16 protein-coding genes, 1 tRNA gene and 1 pseudogene are annotated in these 15,475 nt (G+C 70.4%); 7 read left to right on the forward strand and 11 right to left on the reverse strand.

Annotated features, from left to right (window positions below):
• Nucleotides 1-32 precede the first annotated feature (32 nt).
• From hpt to dacB, 4 genes are read right to left on the reverse strand one after another with little or no spacing between them, the layout of a single operon-like run.
• Nucleotides 33-584 carry a hypoxanthine phosphoribosyltransferase gene (gene hpt / locus CWN80_RS04650; protein ID WP_128276948.1) on the reverse strand — a complete coding sequence of 184 codons (552 nt, stop codon included), beginning with the start codon at nucleotides 582-584 and terminating at the stop codon, nucleotides 33-35.
• 31 nt (nucleotides 585-615) lie between these two features.
• A complete protein-coding gene (tilS, locus tag CWN80_RS04655; RefSeq protein ID WP_007925865.1) occupies nucleotides 616-1,620 on the reverse strand; it encodes a tRNA lysidine(34) synthetase TilS in 1,005 nt (334 codons plus the stop codon).
• Complete coding sequence (locus CWN80_RS04660; RefSeq protein WP_238148061.1) at nucleotides 1,620-2,663, reverse strand: zinc-dependent metalloprotease; 1,044 nt, start codon at nucleotides 2,661-2,663, stop codon at nucleotides 1,620-1,622. Before CWN80_RS04660 ends, tilS begins: the two co-directional genes overlap by 1 nt.
• Before the next feature lie 41 nt (nucleotides 2,664-2,704).
• Nucleotides 2,705-4,096 carry a D-alanyl-D-alanine carboxypeptidase/D-alanyl-D-alanine endopeptidase gene (gene dacB, locus CWN80_RS04665; RefSeq protein ID WP_192899835.1) on the reverse strand — a complete coding sequence of 464 codons (1,392 nt, stop codon included), beginning with the start codon at nucleotides 4,094-4,096 and terminating at the stop codon, nucleotides 2,705-2,707.
• An 87-nt stretch (nucleotides 4,097-4,183) separates the two neighbouring features.
• On the opposite strand from dacB, the gene CWN80_RS04670 reads away from it, so the two are divergent.
• Nucleotides 4,184-4,810 (forward strand): inorganic diphosphatase, encoded by a 627-nt coding sequence (locus tag CWN80_RS04670; RefSeq protein ID WP_128276950.1) that lies wholly within the window; start codon nucleotides 4,184-4,186, stop codon nucleotides 4,808-4,810.
• Here the strand turns inward: CWN80_RS04670 and CWN80_RS04675 are convergent.
• On the reverse strand, nucleotides 4,797-5,243 hold the full coding sequence (locus CWN80_RS04675) for an SRPBCC family protein (protein WP_083853654.1): 447 nt from the start codon (nucleotides 5,241-5,243) through the stop codon (nucleotides 4,797-4,799). The two genes, CWN80_RS04670 and CWN80_RS04675, sit on opposite strands and share 14 nt — an antisense overlap.
• Nucleotides 5,244-5,738: 495 nt before the next feature.
• Here CWN80_RS04675 and CWN80_RS04680 point away from each other — a divergent pair, with 495 nt between their 5' ends.
• The 3 genes from CWN80_RS04680 (at nucleotide 5,739) to CWN80_RS04690 (ending at nucleotide 7,196) form a co-directional block, all read left to right on the forward strand.
• Nucleotides 5,739-6,632, forward strand: coding sequence for an alpha/beta fold hydrolase (locus tag CWN80_RS04680; protein WP_007925889.1), 894 nt, complete (start codon nucleotides 5,739-5,741; stop codon nucleotides 6,630-6,632).
• The gene (locus CWN80_RS04685; protein WP_007925891.1) at nucleotides 6,632-7,051 is read left to right on the forward strand and encodes a hypothetical protein; all 420 of its coding nucleotides are present in this window, start codon (nucleotides 6,632-6,634) and stop codon (nucleotides 7,049-7,051) included. The genes CWN80_RS04680 and CWN80_RS04685 overlap by 1 nt, the downstream gene beginning before the upstream one ends.
• Before the next feature lie 68 nt (nucleotides 7,052-7,119).
• A tRNA-Thr gene (locus tag CWN80_RS04690) sits at nucleotides 7,120-7,196 on the forward strand.
• Nucleotides 7,197-7,248: 52 nt separating this feature from the next.
• On the opposite strand, the gene CWN80_RS04695 is transcribed toward CWN80_RS04690, so the two are convergent.
• The 6 genes from CWN80_RS04695 to CWN80_RS04720 form a co-directional block, all read right to left on the reverse strand.
• The gene (locus tag CWN80_RS04695; RefSeq protein WP_007925892.1) at nucleotides 7,249-8,334 is read right to left on the reverse strand and encodes a tyrosine-type recombinase/integrase; all 1,086 of its coding nucleotides are present in this window, start codon (nucleotides 8,332-8,334) and stop codon (nucleotides 7,249-7,251) included.
• Nucleotide 8,335: 1 nt separating this feature from the next.
• Nucleotides 8,336-8,539, reverse strand: coding sequence for a helix-turn-helix transcriptional regulator (locus tag CWN80_RS04700; protein WP_083853655.1), 204 nt, complete (start codon nucleotides 8,537-8,539; stop codon nucleotides 8,336-8,338).
• Between the two features lie 25 nt (nucleotides 8,540-8,564).
• Nucleotides 8,565-10,061 carry a replication initiator gene (locus CWN80_RS04705; protein WP_128276952.1) on the reverse strand — a complete coding sequence of 499 codons (1,497 nt, stop codon included), beginning with the start codon at nucleotides 10,059-10,061 and terminating at the stop codon, nucleotides 8,565-8,567.
• Between the two features lie 174 nt (nucleotides 10,062-10,235).
• Nucleotides 10,236-10,499, reverse strand: a complete 264-nt coding sequence (locus CWN80_RS04710; protein ID WP_007930008.1) for a hypothetical protein — start codon at nucleotides 10,497-10,499, stop codon at nucleotides 10,236-10,238.
• The gene (locus CWN80_RS04715) at nucleotides 10,496-10,810 is read right to left on the reverse strand and encodes a WhiB family transcriptional regulator (protein WP_007930002.1); all 315 of its coding nucleotides are present in this window, start codon (nucleotides 10,808-10,810) and stop codon (nucleotides 10,496-10,498) included. Before CWN80_RS04715 ends, CWN80_RS04710 begins: the two co-directional genes overlap by 4 nt.
• Nucleotides 10,797-11,765 (reverse strand): FtsK/SpoIIIE domain-containing protein, encoded by a 969-nt coding sequence (locus CWN80_RS04720; protein ID WP_272948429.1) that lies wholly within the window; start codon nucleotides 11,763-11,765, stop codon nucleotides 10,797-10,799. Before CWN80_RS04720 ends, CWN80_RS04715 begins: the two co-directional genes overlap by 14 nt.
• 269 nt (nucleotides 11,766-12,034) lie before the next feature.
• Here CWN80_RS04720 and CWN80_RS04730 point away from each other — a divergent pair, with 269 nt between their 5' ends.
• From CWN80_RS04730 to CWN80_RS04740, 3 genes and pseudogenes are all read left to right on the forward strand, one after another.
• Nucleotides 12,035-13,405, forward strand: a complete 1,371-nt coding sequence (locus CWN80_RS04730; protein ID WP_007929993.1) for an NAD-dependent succinate-semialdehyde dehydrogenase — start codon at nucleotides 12,035-12,037, stop codon at nucleotides 13,403-13,405.
• Between the two features lie 59 nt (nucleotides 13,406-13,464).
• Complete coding sequence (locus CWN80_RS04735) at nucleotides 13,465-13,926, forward strand: DoxX family protein (protein ID WP_007929990.1); 462 nt, start codon at nucleotides 13,465-13,467, stop codon at nucleotides 13,924-13,926.
• A 157-nt stretch (nucleotides 13,927-14,083) separates the two neighbouring features.
• Nucleotides 14,084-15,393 (forward strand): annotated as a pseudogene (locus CWN80_RS04740) (ISL3-like element ISPfr18 family transposase).
• The last annotated feature ends 82 nt before the right edge of the window (nucleotides 15,394-15,475 follow it).

Consider the following 15,475-nt stretch of genomic DNA (forward strand, 5'->3'; position numbering starts at 1 on the left):
AGGAGCGAGGAACGAGCGTCTCGAAGGGAACGTCAGGAGTAGACGTGCGGCGCGAGCGTCGCGACGTCGCGCAGGTTGCGGTAGCCCTCGGCGTAGTCGAGCCCGTAGCCCACGACGAACTCGTTGGCGATGTCGAAGCCGACCCAGCGGGTGTCGATCTCGACCTTCGCGGCATCGGGCTTGCGCAGGAGGGTGAGGATCTCGACGGAGGCGGGCGAGCGCGAGTCGAGGTTGGACCGGATCCACGAGAGGGTCAGGCCGGAGTCGATGATGTCCTCGACGATGAGCACGTGCTTGTCGGTGATGTCGGTGTCGAGGTCCTTGAGGATCCGCACGACACCGGAGGACTTGGTGCCGGAGCCGTAGGAGCTCACGGCCATCCAGTCCATGGGGGCGGAGCCGGGCAGGTGACGCATGAAGTCGGCCATGACCATGACCGCGCCCTTGAGGACACCGACGAGGAGCACCTCCTTGTCGCGGTAGTGCTCCCAGACCTCGGTGGCCAGCTCGGCCAGCCGTGCCTGGATCTGCTCCTCGGTGATGAGCACCTCGACGAGGTCGTCCTGGATGTCCTTGGAGTCCACGGTTCTCCTTAGCGAGCGGGCCTGGGCGGTCTCATTGTCCACCAGTGACCGGGGTGATGTGCACCCGGCCGTCGGCCCTGCCCACCCGCAGGTTGCCGGGCACGTGCAGCGGGCCCTGACCGTGCCAGTCGGTGACCAGCCCGTCGCACGCGGCGACGTGGGCGGCGGTGACCGCGCCGGCGGGCGAGCCGGCCCGCAGCAGCAGTCGGCGCCACACGCGGGAGCGAAGGGCGGGAGCAAGGTCCGCCAGCACCCCGACGGGCACTCCGGCCGGGTCGTCGTCGGGCACGGCCGCCTCGGCGAGGTCGTCGAGCAGGTCGGCGTCGTCGCGCAGCAGGTCGGCGCTGCGCGCCAGCGCCTCACCGAGCCCCGGGCCCAGGTCGTCCTCGAGCATCGCGAGGGCCTGACGCACCCGCACGCGGGCGTAGGCCCGGTCGGAGTTCATCGGGTCCTCCCACGGCACGAGTCCCCACGCGGCACAGGCCTGCTCGGTCGTTTCGCGGGGCAGGTGCAGCAGCGGCCTGACGAAGGGAGTGCCCTCCCGCACCACGAGCGCGGGCATGCCGGCGAGCGAGCGAGCGCCCGACCCGCGGGCGAGCCCGAGCAGCACCTGCTCGGCCTGGTCGTCCCGGGTGTGGCCGAGCAGCACGACGTGCGCAGGGTGCTCCTCCCCCATCGCGGCGGCGGTCTCGGCGAGGGCCGAGTAGCGGGCCTCGCGGGCGGCTGCCTCGAGCCCGTCGCCGCTGGCGGCGACGACGGCCTGGACGATCGCGACGGGCGCGAGCCCCAGGTCGCCGCACTGCTGCGCGGCGAGCAGGGCGGTCTCCGCGGAGTCGGGCTGGAGACCGTGGTCGACGATGATCGCGCCGACGGTGACGTCGTGGGGGGCGCCCTCGGCGGCCAGCGCCCCAGCGAGGGCGAGGGAGTCGGTGCCCCCGCTCACGGCGGCCAGGGCCAGGGACCCGGCGGGCAGCCCTTCGAGGACGGCGCGGACCCCCCTTCGGCAGTGGGCCTGCGCAGGGTGACCGGCCCCCATCAGCCGTGGACCCGCCGCACCCAGGTGGTGGGGTCGGTGATCTCGAGCGGAGTCGGCAGGGTCTCCGGCGAGGTCCACACGGCGTTGAAGCCGTCGACGCCGACCTGCTCCTGCACGCCACGGACGAAGTCGGCACCGTCGCGGTACTGGCGCATCTTGGCCTCGAGACCGAGGAGCCGGCGCAGCATGCGGTCGGCGGCGCCGGCCCCCTTGCGTCGGCGGGTGAAGCGCTCGCGGATCGTCGCGACGCTCGGCACGTGCTCGGGGCCCACGTCGTCCATGACGACGTCGGCGTGCCCCTCGAGCAGCGACATGACGGCGGTGACGCGGGCCATCTGCTCGCGCTGCTCGGGCGTGATGACGAGGTCGGGCAGGCCCTGGCCCTCGCCGCTGAGCACCTTGGGCAGCCGGGCGGTCACCTGCTCCAGACGCGAGCGCAGCGACTCCATGTCGGGTGCGAGCTCACCGGCGAGGTCGCGGGCCTGCCCGATGAGGTGCTCACGCAGCCAGGGCACCGCGGTGAACTGCACGCGGTGGGTCTCCTCGTGGAGGCAGACCCACAGCCGGAAGTCGCGGGGCGTCACGCCCAGCTCGCGCTCGGTCGCGACGATGTTGGGGGCGACGAGGAGCAGCGCCGGGGTGCCGTCGGGGGCGATGTCGTACTGCCCGAGGACCTTCGTCGAGAGGAAGGCGAGCATGCCGCCGGCCTCGACGGCCGTGACCTTGGAGCCGATGGCCTGAGCGGCGGCCGAGGGCTCCTTGTCACGGCGGGAGGCGACCCGCTCCAGCGCGGGCTGCAGCAGCGCGGCCATCGAGTCGGCGTTGACCCCGATCCACGTCGGGCGGTCGACGACGAGCGGCGCCGGGGCGTCCCCGGGGGCGGTGAGTCGTGAGGTGGCCGCGACCGGCGCGACGGCCGCCGCTGCCAGCTCGCGGATCTCGGCGACGGCCTCGGCAGCCTCGTCCTCGCTCACGTCAGGGCCCGGCGGCACGAGCCGGGCACCGGTGGACTTGGCGAACTTCCAGTCGACGTACTGCGTCACGACCCCATCCAAACACCCCGCGCGCCGGCCCGACACCTCTGTCAGTCGCAGCCGCAGTCGGTGATGCCGGCGACGATCCGGTCCAGTGCGGCCCGGGCGCCCAGCGTGCCGGTCGTCGAGGGGACGCGGTCGGCGATGATGACGTAGGTGAGCAGCCGACCGTCCGCGGTCGTCGTTGTGCCGGCGAGGGCCGAGGTGCCGGTGAGCGTGCCGGTCTTGGCGCGGGCGATGCCCGCGGCGTCCCGCGACTCGTCGGTGCGGTAGCGCTCGTGCAGGGTCCCGGTCAGGCCGGCGACGGGCAGCTGCGAGAGCACGACGCTCATCGTCTGCGCCGAGCCGGTGATGCCGAGCTGCATGACGTCGGAGATGACCCGGGCGGGGACCACCTGGCCCGAGCTGAGCCCGCAGTTGTCCTTGAGCTTGACCCCGGTGAGGTCGATGCCCGCGTCGTCAAGGGTGGAGCGCACCCAGGCGGTGGTCTCCGCGAAGGACGCGCCGGCCCCGTCGGCGACGGCGGCCTGGCGGGCGACGTTTTCGGTCAGGGCGTTGTCGCTGTCGTCGAGGGCCAGGGCGAGGACGTCGCCGAGGGGCGCCGACTCGACGGAGGCCAGCTGCTCGCCGTCGGCGGGGGCCGCCCGGCGCCACGTCGTGGGCGAGTCGTCGACCGTGACCTTCACGCCCGCCTTGTCGAGCTGAGCGGCGAAGGACGCGAGCACCGCCTTCTCCGGGAAGGTCGGCGACGGCTTGAAGGGCTCGGGCCGGTCCCCCGCCAGCCCGATCATCGAAACACCCTGGGTGTAGCCGGCCGCGACGTCGGCACGGTCCCAGGTCGGCGCGTAGCGCTCACCTGCGGCGTACGTCGCGTCGAGGCGAAGGGAGCGGGACCCGCCCCCCTTCGTCCCGAGGGAGTCGGCGACCTGCTCGGCGAGGTCGGCGAGACCGGCGCGGCCCTCGACGGCAGTCGGGTCACCGTCGCCGCGGGCGAGCATCGTGTCGCCGGCGGCGACGAGCACGAGGTCGTCCCCGTCGGCGACGACGGTCGTCTTCATCGTCCGGCTCAGATCGGTGCGCTCGGCGACGGCGGCCGCGGTGAGCAGCTTGGCGGTGGAGGCCGGGGTCTGGGGGCGGTCGGCCCCCTTCGTCCAGACGGGGTCACCGGTGACGGCGTCACGCACGACGATCCCGACCCGCGGGCCGAGGGCGGAGGAGCCGACGTCGTCGGCGATCGCGTCGCGCAGGCCGGCCGCGGTCGGCAGGGGGGCGGACTCGTCGGCGGGCGGGAGCACGGGCGTGGGCTCGACCGGCTCGGGGGGCTGCTCCGAGGCCGCCTCGTCGATGGTGAGCACGCCGGGGACGCGGTCGTACGCGTCGGCCACCCCGTAGCCCACCGCGAGCGCGGCGACGGTGGTGACGGCGACGAGAGCACGTCTCACGGGCGGCCCCTTGCGGTGTTTTGGCGGAGGTGGTGGAACACTGGCCTCCGAGAGTAGTTCACCCATTCACGGACAAGAGGTACACCTGTGGAGTTCGACGTCACCATCGAGATCCCGAAGGGCCAGAAGAACAAGTACGAGGTCGACCACGCGACGGGCCGCATCCGTCTCGACCGCATGCTCTTCACGTCCATGGCCTACCCGAGCGACTACGGGTACATCGAGGACACGCTCGGCGAGGACGGCGACCCGCTCGACGCCCTCGTGCTGCTCGACGAGCCGACGTGGCCCGGCTGCCTCGTGCGCGCCCGGCCGATCGGCATGTTCCACATGCGCGACGAGGCCGGTGGCGACGACAAGGTGCTGTGCATCCCGGCCGGTGACCCGCGCAAGGAGCACATCAAGGACCTCGAGGACGTCAGCGAGTTCGATCGTCTGGAGATCCAGCACTTCTTCGAGACCTACAAGGACCTCGAGCCGGGCAAGTCCGTCGAGGGCGCCCACTGGGTCGGCCGCGAGGAGGCCATCCAGACGATCCTCGAGGCCATCGAGCGCGCCAAGGCCAATGGCGTGACCACCGCCCGCTGGAACATGCCCAACTCCGGCCACGCCCCGCAGGAGGACGTGACCCACTCGGAGGAGGACATCAAGGCCGCCGCCGCCCGTGCCCGCGAGGAGCTGGCGACGAAGGAGAAGCCGCTCAGCGACGACTGAGCGATCGCGCCAACCCGCGGCGGCCCTGCCGCATCATCCACGCGTGGTTGGCCCGCAGCACTGCAGGCGCGAGGGTCGCCGCCCGGGACCACCGGGCGACGACCCTCACGTCCTGGTCGAAGGTCGCGCACACCCCGCCCTGCGGATCGCTGCCGACCGACCACTGCGCCCACCCCTCGAGGTCACCGTCGACGCGAACCCGCAGGCGGCCCCGTGCGTGGTCCTCGATCTCGCGGGTGAGGACCAGGTGCAGGGTGAGCGGCAGGGCGCTGCGGATCCGGGCCCGCCCACTCCGCTCGTCGAGCCGCCCGACGGAGCGCACCTGTGGCCACCACGCCGGGTATCCATCGATGTCGGCGAGTGCCGCGAGCACCGCCTCCCGGGGGGCAGCGAAGGACCACTGGTGGTGGAAGGTGAAGGTCGGTCCGGTCACCCATCCATCCTCTCCCCGCGGCTCCCTCCTCCCCCGGTCCCTGAGGAGCGAGGCCGTCCACGGCCCTCCCGTCCCCCCGGTCCCTGAGGAGCGAGGCCGTCCACGGCCCTCCCGTCCCCCCGGTCCCTGAGGAGTGAGGCCGCCTGCGGCCGAGCGTCTCGAAGGGACGTCACCAACCTCCCTTCGAGACGGTCGCAGAGCGACCTCCTCAGGGAGCGAAAGTCTCCCCTACGGTCCCTGAGGAGCGAGGCCGCCCACGGCCCTCCCGTCCCCCCCGGTCCCTGAGGAGTGAGGCCGCCCGCGGCCGAGCGTCTCGAAGGGACGTCACCAACCTCCCTTCGAGACGGTCGCAGAGCGACCTCCTCAGGGAGCGAAAGTCTCCCCTACGGTCCCTGAGGAGCGAGGCCGCCTGCAGCCCTCCCGTCCCCCCGGTCCCTGAGGAGCGGGGCCGCCCGCGGCCGAGCGTCTCGAAGGGACGTGAACTACGTTGGCCCCGTGCGCTACTACTCCCGCGACGGACTGACCTTCGACGTTGACGACACCGGCCCCGAGGGCGCCGATCTCGTCGTCCTCCTGCACGGCTGGCCCCAGGACCGGACGGCCTGGCAGCACGTGACGCCGCGACTGACGGAGGCCGGGCTGCGGGTCATCGCGCCCGATCTGCGCGGCTACTCCCCCGGGGCCCGTCCGGGCAACCACCTCGAGTACGGCCTCGACGAGATCGTCGGTGACGTCGTCGCTCTCATCGACGCGGCTGGAGCCGAGCGGGCGCACGTGGTCGGGCACGACTGGGGCGGCGCGCTGGCCTGGGCGGTCGCCGCGCGCGAGCCCCACCGGGTCGAGACCCTCACCGTGCTGTCGACACCGACCGGCGCGGGCATGGCGGCGGGCTTCCGCGCGGGCGAGCAGCACAAGCACAGCTGGTACATGGCGGCCTTCGCGCTGCCGCTCGTGCCGGTGCTCTTCTTCCGCCTCTTCGCCCAGCAGATCCTCGAAAAGATCGGCATGCCCCGCGAGCGCGCGGCCCACGACGCCTTGCGGCTCAAGACGCCCGGCGCGGCCCAGGGCACCTTCGCCTGGTACCGGGCGGCGCTCTCCCCCACCCTCATGTGGCGAGCACGCCGGACGAAGGGGGGTCCCCGCAGCAGCGAGCACCGCCGGGTCATCCCGACGGCCTACCTGTGGGGACGCAAGGACCCGGCCTTCGGCGAGGTCGCGACGACGCACACCGTCGAGCAGCTGCGGCGCCGCGCGGGCGACCGGCCGGAGCTGGCGATCACGCGCGAGCTCGACGCCGGGCACTGGCTCATGGAGACCCACCCGGACGTCGTGGCCGACGTGGTGCTCGAGCGGATCGGCAGCGGGCGCGACGAGGCGCTCGCGGACTGATGCGCACCTCGCGTCGCGCCGTCCTGCTCGGGGCGCTCATCCTGCCGGTCGCGGCGTGCGGCCGGAGGAGCGACGTGCCTGCCGTGCAGGCCGCGCTGCGCTCCGCGGTCGAGGCGCTGCCCGAGCACGTCGCCGGACTGGTGCAGTACCAGGACTCGACCTCGGCAGGCACGACGATCAGCGGGGTGCTGACCCTCCAGGGCTCCGACCGCGCAGCCGTCACCGCCTCCCTCGAGCGCGTCCTCGAGGCGGTGGCCCGCACCTATCGCGACCAGGCCGACGCGCGCACGGCCTTCGTGCGGCTGGAGGCTCATCCGGCCGACGACCCGGCCACGCGGGTGCTCACCACCGAGGTCGTCGCACCGTCCGAAGACGCCAACACCACGACGGACGACCTCGACGCGCACTTCGACCTCTGAGGCGCGCGACCCGATTACGCACCACAGGCACTCATCCGTATACTTGTGCCTCGCGTCCTCGGGCGCACGCCGCCTTAGCTCAGTCGGCTAGAGCGTCTCACTCGTAATGAGAAGGTCGTCGGTTCGATTCCGACAGGCGGCTCCACACGAAACCCTCGAGAAATCGAGGGTTTTCGTCATTTCCAGAGCCTTTCTGGTCACGGCTGCTCCCCCATCGCGCGCGAGTTGGTACCCCCCTGGTACCCCCATCCAAAATTGAGCCTCTCGAGACCCGCCCTGTCGGCCCCCGTTCCGAGGAAGTGCAGGTACCGATTCGTCGTTGACGCGGACTCGTGTCCCATCCACGCCTGGACGGTCCCGAGGTCGACCCCGCGGGCGAGCCAGAGGCAGGCGGCGGTGTGCCGCAGGTCGTGCAGCCGCCGGCCCCGCCCTGTCTTCTCCCACTTCAGCGTTCGGATGAAGGCGGTGCGATTGAGCAGCCCGCCCGCGTCGGTCGTGAAGAGCGGGTCCCGCTCGTGGTTGCCCGCCGCCAGCGCCTCGAGATGCGGGACGATTCCGTCCGCGACAGGCACCCGGCGCCACCGGCGGCCCTTGGTCGACTTCGTGCCGATGCCTTCTGACCGCGAGCGACGCACCATCAGACCGGCCGTCGGCAGCTGGACGACGTCACCGACCGCCATCGCTCGAGCCTCGCCCCACCGCAACCCGGTCCAGCCGAGCACGAGGACGATGCTCGCCAACCGTTCGTTCTTCGCGCGGCAGTCTTCGAAGACCTCCCAGAGCTCGTCCTCGGTAAAGGGCATCATCTCGGCCCGCTCCTCGGATCCCTTGGGGACCTTGGCCGACGTGACCGGGTTGGTCAGGATCAGCTTTTCGCGGACACACCAGCCGAAGAAGGCCGACAGGCTGGCCCGATAGCGGACCACCGATGACTCGACCAGCCCGTCGGCCAGGAGCTGCACGAAGACGCGGCTCACTTCCCTTTCGGAGATGGCCGACAGTTGCAGAGCCAGCATGCTGGTCGGGGTCAGCCGCATCAGGTCGCAGTCCGCACGGTGCGTCTTCACGGCGACCGTGGTCCGACGGATCTCCAGCCAGCGCTTCAACGCCTCCCGCATTCGCTCGCGACCCGCTCGAGGGTCGACACCACCGTCTAGGGCGGCACGTTCCCGAGCCAGCCAGGCCTTGGCCTCGCGCTGGGTGTCGAAGGTGCGGCCGGCGATGAAGTCGCGCCCGGACTTCAGTTTGGCGTAGTACCGCCCGTTTCTCTTGATGATTGTCATCTCAGGCCGCCGCGTGCTTGAGCCACTTCTGGACGTCGTCCCACAGGTAGCGCGGCATGGTCGGAGACAGCCACGTCACGCGCGGCCCCTCTCCTCGCTGGCGCCATCTGCACACGGTGGAGGCATCCACCCTTGCCAGTGTGGCCAGTTCGGCGGTCGTCAGGTAGATCGGCAGCTCCAGGTCTTGCAGTTCTTTCGTGCTCATCGTCGTGCCCTTTCCCCTTGTGTGGTCACTTCGTCGTTGCTGCGCGGTGCTGTGCGTACTCGCGCGCTCGAGCAGCCGCAGCGGTAGCGATCTCGGCTTCCCCTTCGTTGGCCCAGCCGGTACCGACGAACTCCCAGACGCCGACGACGAGGGTGGCCGATTCGTCGGCCTCTTCCCGGAGGGCTTCCTCGACGGACTTCGGGTCAACCGGTCGGCCGGCCCGTCGGGCGCGCTCGGTCTCGTCGCTCATGACCTGTTGGAATCGTGCTCGGCGACGACGCAGGGTCCGGTAGGTGACGCTGTAGCGGCGCGACTTGGACGAGTAGTGCCCGCGGTAGCCAAGCTCTTTGGCCCACTTGCCGATGAGCGCGTAGTGGTCCCTGCCCTCAGCGTCGACCGGGGCCTCGAGGACTTCGCCTGCTCTTCGACGCTCGGCACGAAGCACCGCGAGATCGTGCACCTCCTGGCACGTGGTTTGCAGACGGCGCGCGTGCTCCCCATCGGGCACCGACAGGGACGTGTCCTTGGTCGAGTACTTCGCGAGGTAGGCAGCCACCTGCTCCCCCGTGATGGGCCCGTCCGGGTCATCGGTCCGGCAGCCGTCACGCACGACGCGCACGTCGATCTGGCGTCCCCACTTCAGAACCCGCTCGAGGTCCTGCTCGCCGGTCTTGGGAGCAACGACGCGGGTCCGAGCGAAGGCCGCGTGAATCGCGTCGACCATCACGTCGACGTCAACGGCACATGTGGCACCGATGCCGTGCTCCGCTGGGCCATCGAGGCGAAACAACGCGTGGAAGTGCACCGCCCCTCGGGCCTGCATCTCGGCGGTGCGGCCGTACTGACGTGAGGCGAACTTGGAGACCTTCGAGACCGGGACGCCCAGGCGCGCGGCGAGTTGGCGGCTGACGTCCTGGACGGCTCGACGCCACAGCTCGGGTGCGTGGAACTGCCACACGACGTGGCCGAGGTAGTCGTAGCAGTCGTGGCAGATGGGCGAGCCGACGACGTCGTCGTCCTTGTCGTGGCGTGCCGTGCACGAGAGGGAGCGGCCGTGCTCGCAGGTCTCGCGCCCCCGGGGATGACACATGCGGCCCCCGCGGGTGGAGTGGACAGCCCCGAAGGACGGTGCAGTGACCGTGACGAAGACAAGAGGGTTCTCAGCGACCGCGCCGGGGACGCCCTTCCCGCCCTCGAGGCCGCATCGGATCAGCTCGAAGGTGTCGCGCGCGTAGACGCGGGAGCACGAGGTACACACGGACTCGCGCCGGTTGCCGCAGCGGGTCAGCAGGACGCCGGTCGGCGCTTCGTCCGAGGAGAAGGTCGAGAGCACCTCGCCGGTGGTCTTGTCGACGCTCGAGGAGTGCCCGGCCAAACGAATGGGCCGCTGGCAGAAGCCGACTCGGCTCGCGGCCTGCGCGAAGTCCTCGAGGTGCCTACGCGACAGCAGCTCTTGGACCGCCTCCAGTGAATGTTCGGTCAGGCCCGCGAGAGCGCCGTCGAGTCGCTGGCCGCTCGTCATGCCGTCCACCAGCCCAAGAGATGCAGGACGAGACGCACCAACGCGAGGACCGCGAAGGCCGCAGCGACCCACCGCATCCGTCCCCGGGTACCCGAGTCCCGCATGGTGCTCACGCCTCCCGGGCCGGAATGACCCTGGAAGTTGGGGTCAGTCCCAGGCCCCGTGACTTGGGCATCAGAACTCGCCTACAGCGCCGCGCGCGACCACGCAGTCTTCGCACACGAGATGGTCGACGCCCTCGCCGACGACGTACGCCCAGCCTTCGCAAAAGGTCGTGGCCGCCGCGATGGCATCCGAACTCGTCGGGAAGATCACCCGCCCGTCGACGCGCCGCACGAAGACGGTCTGACACTCGTCGCAGGCAACTGCGGCGCCCCTGCCGAGTCCCGAGCGAAGGGGCAGGACCTGCGATGGCGCGACGGCCAGCATCCAGCTCATGCCGTCTCACCCAGCTCCAGCCCGGGGAGGGTCATGTCGGCCCATTCCGCGGGGATGGTCAGGAGCTGGCGCTTGTGGCGCTCGTCGTCGGTGCTGCCGCCCCACACGCCCCGGTCGTCCCACGTCTGCGCGTAGTCGCGGCACATGCGCTGCACCGGGCACGTGTCGCAGACGAGGAGCGCCTTGTCGGTGTCGTCGTGGCCGCGCTCGGGAAACCACCAGTCGGGGTGCGGGTGGCCTACGCAGGCGCCGTGAGTGTTGAGGGTCGCGAGCGTGCGCGTCGCGGCGCGGGTTCGATCATTCGGGAGCATCGCGGATTCCTTCCAGTGCAATGACGTTGGTTTCTTCAGTCCTGTGAGCGGGGCGTCGCGGTGACCTCTTGCGTGGGCCTCGCGGTCTAGGTGCCCGGCCTCCTTCGTCGGGCTGCGCCGCGGCTGCCTGGACGAACTGCGCTCCTCCCGTGGAGGACTCCTCGAGCGGTGGCACCCAGCGCTTGGCGGCGGGGTAGTGGGCGGCCGTGGCCTTGATCAGGAGATCCGGCCAGTAGTGGGCGCGCACCCGAGCCACAGCGCCTTCCTCGGTCACGAGGTATCCGGCGCCAGGCATGTTCATCGGGATGCGGTGGGCGGGGGCTTCGTCGCTCATGCCCTGCCCCAGGACCATGCGGACCTCGTCGGCGGAGGCGAGGCGAAGGGCGATGGTCTGGGTGAAGAGGCCGCGCGCCGGGACTGTCTCCTTCTTCGGGTCCTGGACGAAGGCCACGACGACCACGCCCATGGCTCGGCCCTGCGTGAGGATCTCGGCCAGGAGCCGATTCCCCTCCTTCTTCACCTCGGCATCGGCGTAGGCCGTGAGCGCCGCGAGCTCGTCGATGACGAGGACGTGAAGTGGATCGCCGGGCATGGCCTCGTGAAGTCGGGACTGGCCGACCATGCGGGTGGCCCGCTCGTCAATGATCGTGAGCAGGTCGCGCAGAACCGTCAGCGCCTGCTCAGGTCGGTAGGCGGTGCGGTACATCAGACCGTCACCCATGGCGATCTCCACACCGCGCTTGAGATCGACGCCGTGGACACGGACGGTGTCTTGGGCGATCCACGGGGCCAGGGAGGCGACGGACCCCCAGAGGACGGAGCCCTTGCCGGAGCCGGATCGGCCAGCGACGAGGGTGTGACGGCCGACGAGCGAGAGACGCCACGGCATCCCGGACTCATCGCGGCCGACGTCGACGGGAGTGAGCATGGACCCGACGTCGACTTGCTCCGGCAGATCCGCGACCGTCGAGGCGGGTGAAGGTAGTCAGGTCAGGGCGCGTGAAGGTAGCGTCAGGCACGTCGAGGTCTTCCGGACGGGTTGTGTGAGAACTCCCATCATCGGAAGACCTCGACCCTCACCCCGACACCGACGCGCCGCCCCAGGTCGCACCACAGCTACACCCTCATCTGTGAAGAGCCGTCAAAAGAGTATTGACAGGAAATGTTTTCTGGGTCGGTCGGAGTTGACACTCGGGACAGAGCTCAATCAAGAGGAGACAGCTCATGGCCTACCGCACCGAGAACCCCGCCACCGGCGTCATCGAGAAGGAGTTCACCTCCGCGACGGATGCTGACGTGACCCGCGCCATCGAGCGTGCCGACGCCGCCTTCAGCACCTGGCGTACTACGGAGGCCGCCGAGCGTGCCGCCGCCCTCGCCAAGATCGCGGACCTCTACGACGAACGAGCCGACGAGCTCGCGGGTGTCATCGGCACCGAGATGGGCAAGCCGCTCGCGCAGGCCCAGGGCGAGGTTGCGCTCGCATCGTCGATCTTCCGCTGGTACGCCTCGCACGGCGAGGACCTCCTCGCCGAGGAACAGCTGAGCATCGGTGACGACGCGAAGTCGGTCGTCGTCACCGATCCGATCGGTGTGCTCATGGGCGTCATGCCGTGGAACTTCCCGCACTACCAGGTCGCACGTTTCGTGGCGCCGAACCTCATGCTCGGTAACACGATCCTGCTCAAGCACGCCTCGATCTGCGCGCGCACGGCCGAGCTGATCGAGGAGATCCTGCACGCCGCGGGCGTGCCGCAGGATGCCTACATCAACCTGTTCGTCAGCAACGAACAGATCACGTCGATCATCGAGGACCCGCGCGTGCGCGGCGTCTCCCTGACCGGCAGCGAGGGCGCTGGCAAGGCCGTCGCGGAGACGGCCGCGCAGAACCTCAAGAAGAGCGTCCTCGAACTCGGTGGCTCCGACGCGCTCATCGTTCTCGACGACGTCGATGTCGCCGAGACCGCCGAGACCGTCGCCACCGCGCGCATGAGCAACGCCGGCCAGGCGTGCAACTCGCCGAAGCGCATCCTCGTGCCGTCCGCGATGTTCGACGAGTTCGTCACCGGCGTCGTCGAGACCGTCGACACCATGACGGTCGGCGATCCCGCGAACGAGAGCACCGACATGGGGCCGCTGTCGTCGATCGAGGCCCGCGATGACGCGATCGCCCAGGTCGAGCGCGCCGTCGAGCAGGGCGCGACGCGGCACACCGGCGGCAAGGCCCTGGAGCGCGACGGCGCCTGGATGTCCCCGGCCGTCCTCACCGGCGTGACCCGGGAGATGGACGCGTTCACGGAGGAGATCTTCGGGCCTGTCGCCGTCGTCTACCCCTACGACTCGATCGAGGAAGCTGTCGAGATCGCGAACGACTCCTCGTTCGGCCTGTCCGGCTCGGTCTGGTCGAAGGACACGACGAAGGCCGAGCAGGTCGCACGTCGTCTCGAGGTCGGGATGACCTACGTCAACGAGCACGGCACGACGAAGGCCGGTCTTCCGTTCGGCGGCGTCCGACGTTCCGGGTACGGGCGTGAGCTCGGGCGCTGGGGCTTCGGCGAGTTCGCCAACACCAAGCTCGTCCGCGTGGCGAAGTGACGCCGACGCCCCGGGCCGAGCCCGCCCGGGACACGAACGATTCGAGGAAGAAGCATCGAATGGCACGGTTCACCCGACTGACCGAATCGCTGCGCTCGCTGGCCGAGCCGGCGCCGCCCGCCACTCGCGGTCAGAACGCGGCCCGCCTCGGCCTCGGTACCTTCATGTCGTTCGCGGGCGCGTCGCACCTGACGTTCGCGCGCGACGACTTCCAGGCGCAGGTGCCCGACTGGTTCCCGATCGACAAGGACGCGGTCGTGCTCGGTTCGGGCGTCATGGAACTCGCGTTCGGTGCGGCTCTGCTCGCGCTGCCGAAGCGCCGTGCCGCCGTGGGGGTGGCCCTGGCCGCCTTCTACGTCGCGATCTTTCCCGGCAACATCGCGCAGTACGCGGAACGTCACGACGCCTTCGGGCTCGACACCGACGGCAAGCGTCTCGCCCGTCTGTTCGGCCAGCCGGCGCTCGTCGCGGCGGCGCTCATGGCCGCCGGCTTCCCACGTCGAGGGATGAAGAAGCGCTGACCCGGAGCCCCCACCGGCCCTCAGGCGGGGCTTGGGGGGTGAACCGGCTCTTCGCAGTTGAGGGTGTAGCCCGGGACCGCCGGCTGGTTCGCGGATAGGCGTCGAGGTCTTCCAGGATGGAAGTTCTCACGCTCACCATCCGCCGGAACACCTCGACTTGCACCACCCTACGTTCGTGACCCCTGACCTGACCACGTTCTGCCGTCTCGACGAGCTCGGCCTTCAAGCCGTCGGGCAGCTGCTCGAGGCTGATCGGGCGGTGCTGGAGTGCCGCGTCGTCGAGGACGACCCGTGGTGTCGGAAGTGCGGCGCGGAGGGCGTGCCGCGTGACACGGTGACGCGGCCGCTGGCGCATGAGCCGTTCGGGCATCGACCGACGACGCTGCTGGTCCGGGTGCGCCGCTACCGGTGCACGCACTGCCGCCGGACCTGGCGGCAGGACACGTCGAAGGCGGCAGCGCCGAGGGAGAAGATCTCCCGCGGCGGGATCGGGTGGCACTCACGGCGATCGTGGTCGACCACCTCACCGTCTCCCGCGCCGCAGCAGGGCTCGGGGTGTCGTGGCATACCGCGAACACCGCGATCATCGCCGAAGGCAAGCGTCGCCTGATCGACGACCCGGCGAGGTTCGACGGGGTCACCACGATCGGTGTCGATGAGCACGTCTGGCGTCACACACGGTTTGGCGAGAAGTACGTGACCGTGATCATCGACCTCACCCCCGCGAGGAACAAGACGGGCCCGGCCAGGCTGCTGGACATGGTCGAGGGCCGCTCGAAGCAGGTGTTCAAGGAGTGGCTCGCCGCCCGGCCTGCGGAGTGGTCGAGCCGGATCGAGGTGGTCGCGATGGACGGGTTCTCCGGGTTCAAGACCGCCGCGGCCGAAGAGCTCCCCGACGCGGTCCCGGTGATGGACCCGTTCCACGTCGTCCGCCTGGCCGGCGACGCGCTCGACCGGACCCGGCAGCGCGTCCAGCAAGACACACTCGGGCACCGCGGTCACGCCGGCGACCCGCTCTACGGGGTCCGCCGCACCCTCCACACCGGCGCGAGCTTCCTCACCAAGAAACAGACCGCGCGGCTCGACGCGGTGTTCGCCGCCGAGGAGCACGTCGAGGTCGAAGCGACCTGGGGCATCTACCAGCGCATCGTCGCCGCCTACCGCGAACCCGACAAGAACAAGGCGAAGGAGATGATGCGGGCGGTGATCGACTCTGTCAGCAACGGCGTCCCCGCGCTGCTCAAAGAGATCCGTCACCTCGGCCGCACGCTGAAGCATCGCGCCGCGGACATCCTCGCGTTCTTCGACCGCCCCGGAACGAGCAACGGCCCAACGGAGGCCATCAACGGCCGGCTCGAGCACCTTGGCGGTTCCGCCCTCGGCTTCCGGAACCTCACGCACTACGTCGCCAGATCGCTCCTCGAAGCCGGCGGATTCAGACCGCTCCTACACTCTCATTCGCGATGAGCCCAATTAGCCCTCCCCGGAAGGACCAGCGATGGGAACAGCAACGCCGCAACCGAAGCGAAGTGAACCGCACTGGGTTGGT

The sequence above is a fragment of the Janibacter hoylei PVAS-1 genome (assembly GCF_004025845.1).
Classification (GTDB): Bacteria; Actinomycetota; Actinomycetes; order Actinomycetales; family Dermatophilaceae; genus Janibacter; species Janibacter hoylei.

What these genes read in the sequence shown, in the direction of transcription:
- tilS (WP_007925865.1), bottom strand. Translation starts at nt 1,620, where the DNA reads ATGGGGGCCGGTCACCCTGCGCAGGCCCACTGCCGAAGGGGGGTCCGC.
- CWN80_RS04685 (WP_007925891.1), top strand. Translation starts at nt 6,632, where the DNA reads ATGCGCACCTCGCGTCGCGCCGTCCTGCTCGGGGCGCTCATCCTGCCG.
- CWN80_RS04695 (WP_007925892.1), bottom strand. Translation starts at nt 8,334, where the DNA reads ATGACAATCATCAAGAGAAACGGGCGGTACTACGCCAAACTGAAGTCC.
- CWN80_RS04700 (WP_083853655.1), bottom strand. Translation starts at nt 8,539, where the DNA reads ATGAGCACGAAAGAACTGCAAGACCTGGAGCTGCCGATCTACCTGACG.
- CWN80_RS04705 (WP_128276952.1), bottom strand. Translation starts at nt 10,061, where the DNA reads ATGACGAGCGGCCAGCGACTCGACGGCGCTCTCGCGGGCCTGACCGAA.
- CWN80_RS04710 (WP_007930008.1), bottom strand. Translation starts at nt 10,499, where the DNA reads ATGAGCTGGATGCTGGCCGTCGCGCCATCGCAGGTCCTGCCCCTTCGC.
- CWN80_RS04715 (WP_007930002.1), bottom strand. Translation starts at nt 10,810, where the DNA reads ATGCTCCCGAATGATCGAACCCGCGCCGCGACGCGCACGCTCGCGACC.
- CWN80_RS04730 (WP_007929993.1), top strand. Translation starts at nt 12,035, where the DNA reads ATGGCCTACCGCACCGAGAACCCCGCCACCGGCGTCATCGAGAAGGAG.
- CWN80_RS04735 (WP_007929990.1), top strand. Translation starts at nt 13,465, where the DNA reads ATGGCACGGTTCACCCGACTGACCGAATCGCTGCGCTCGCTGGCCGAG.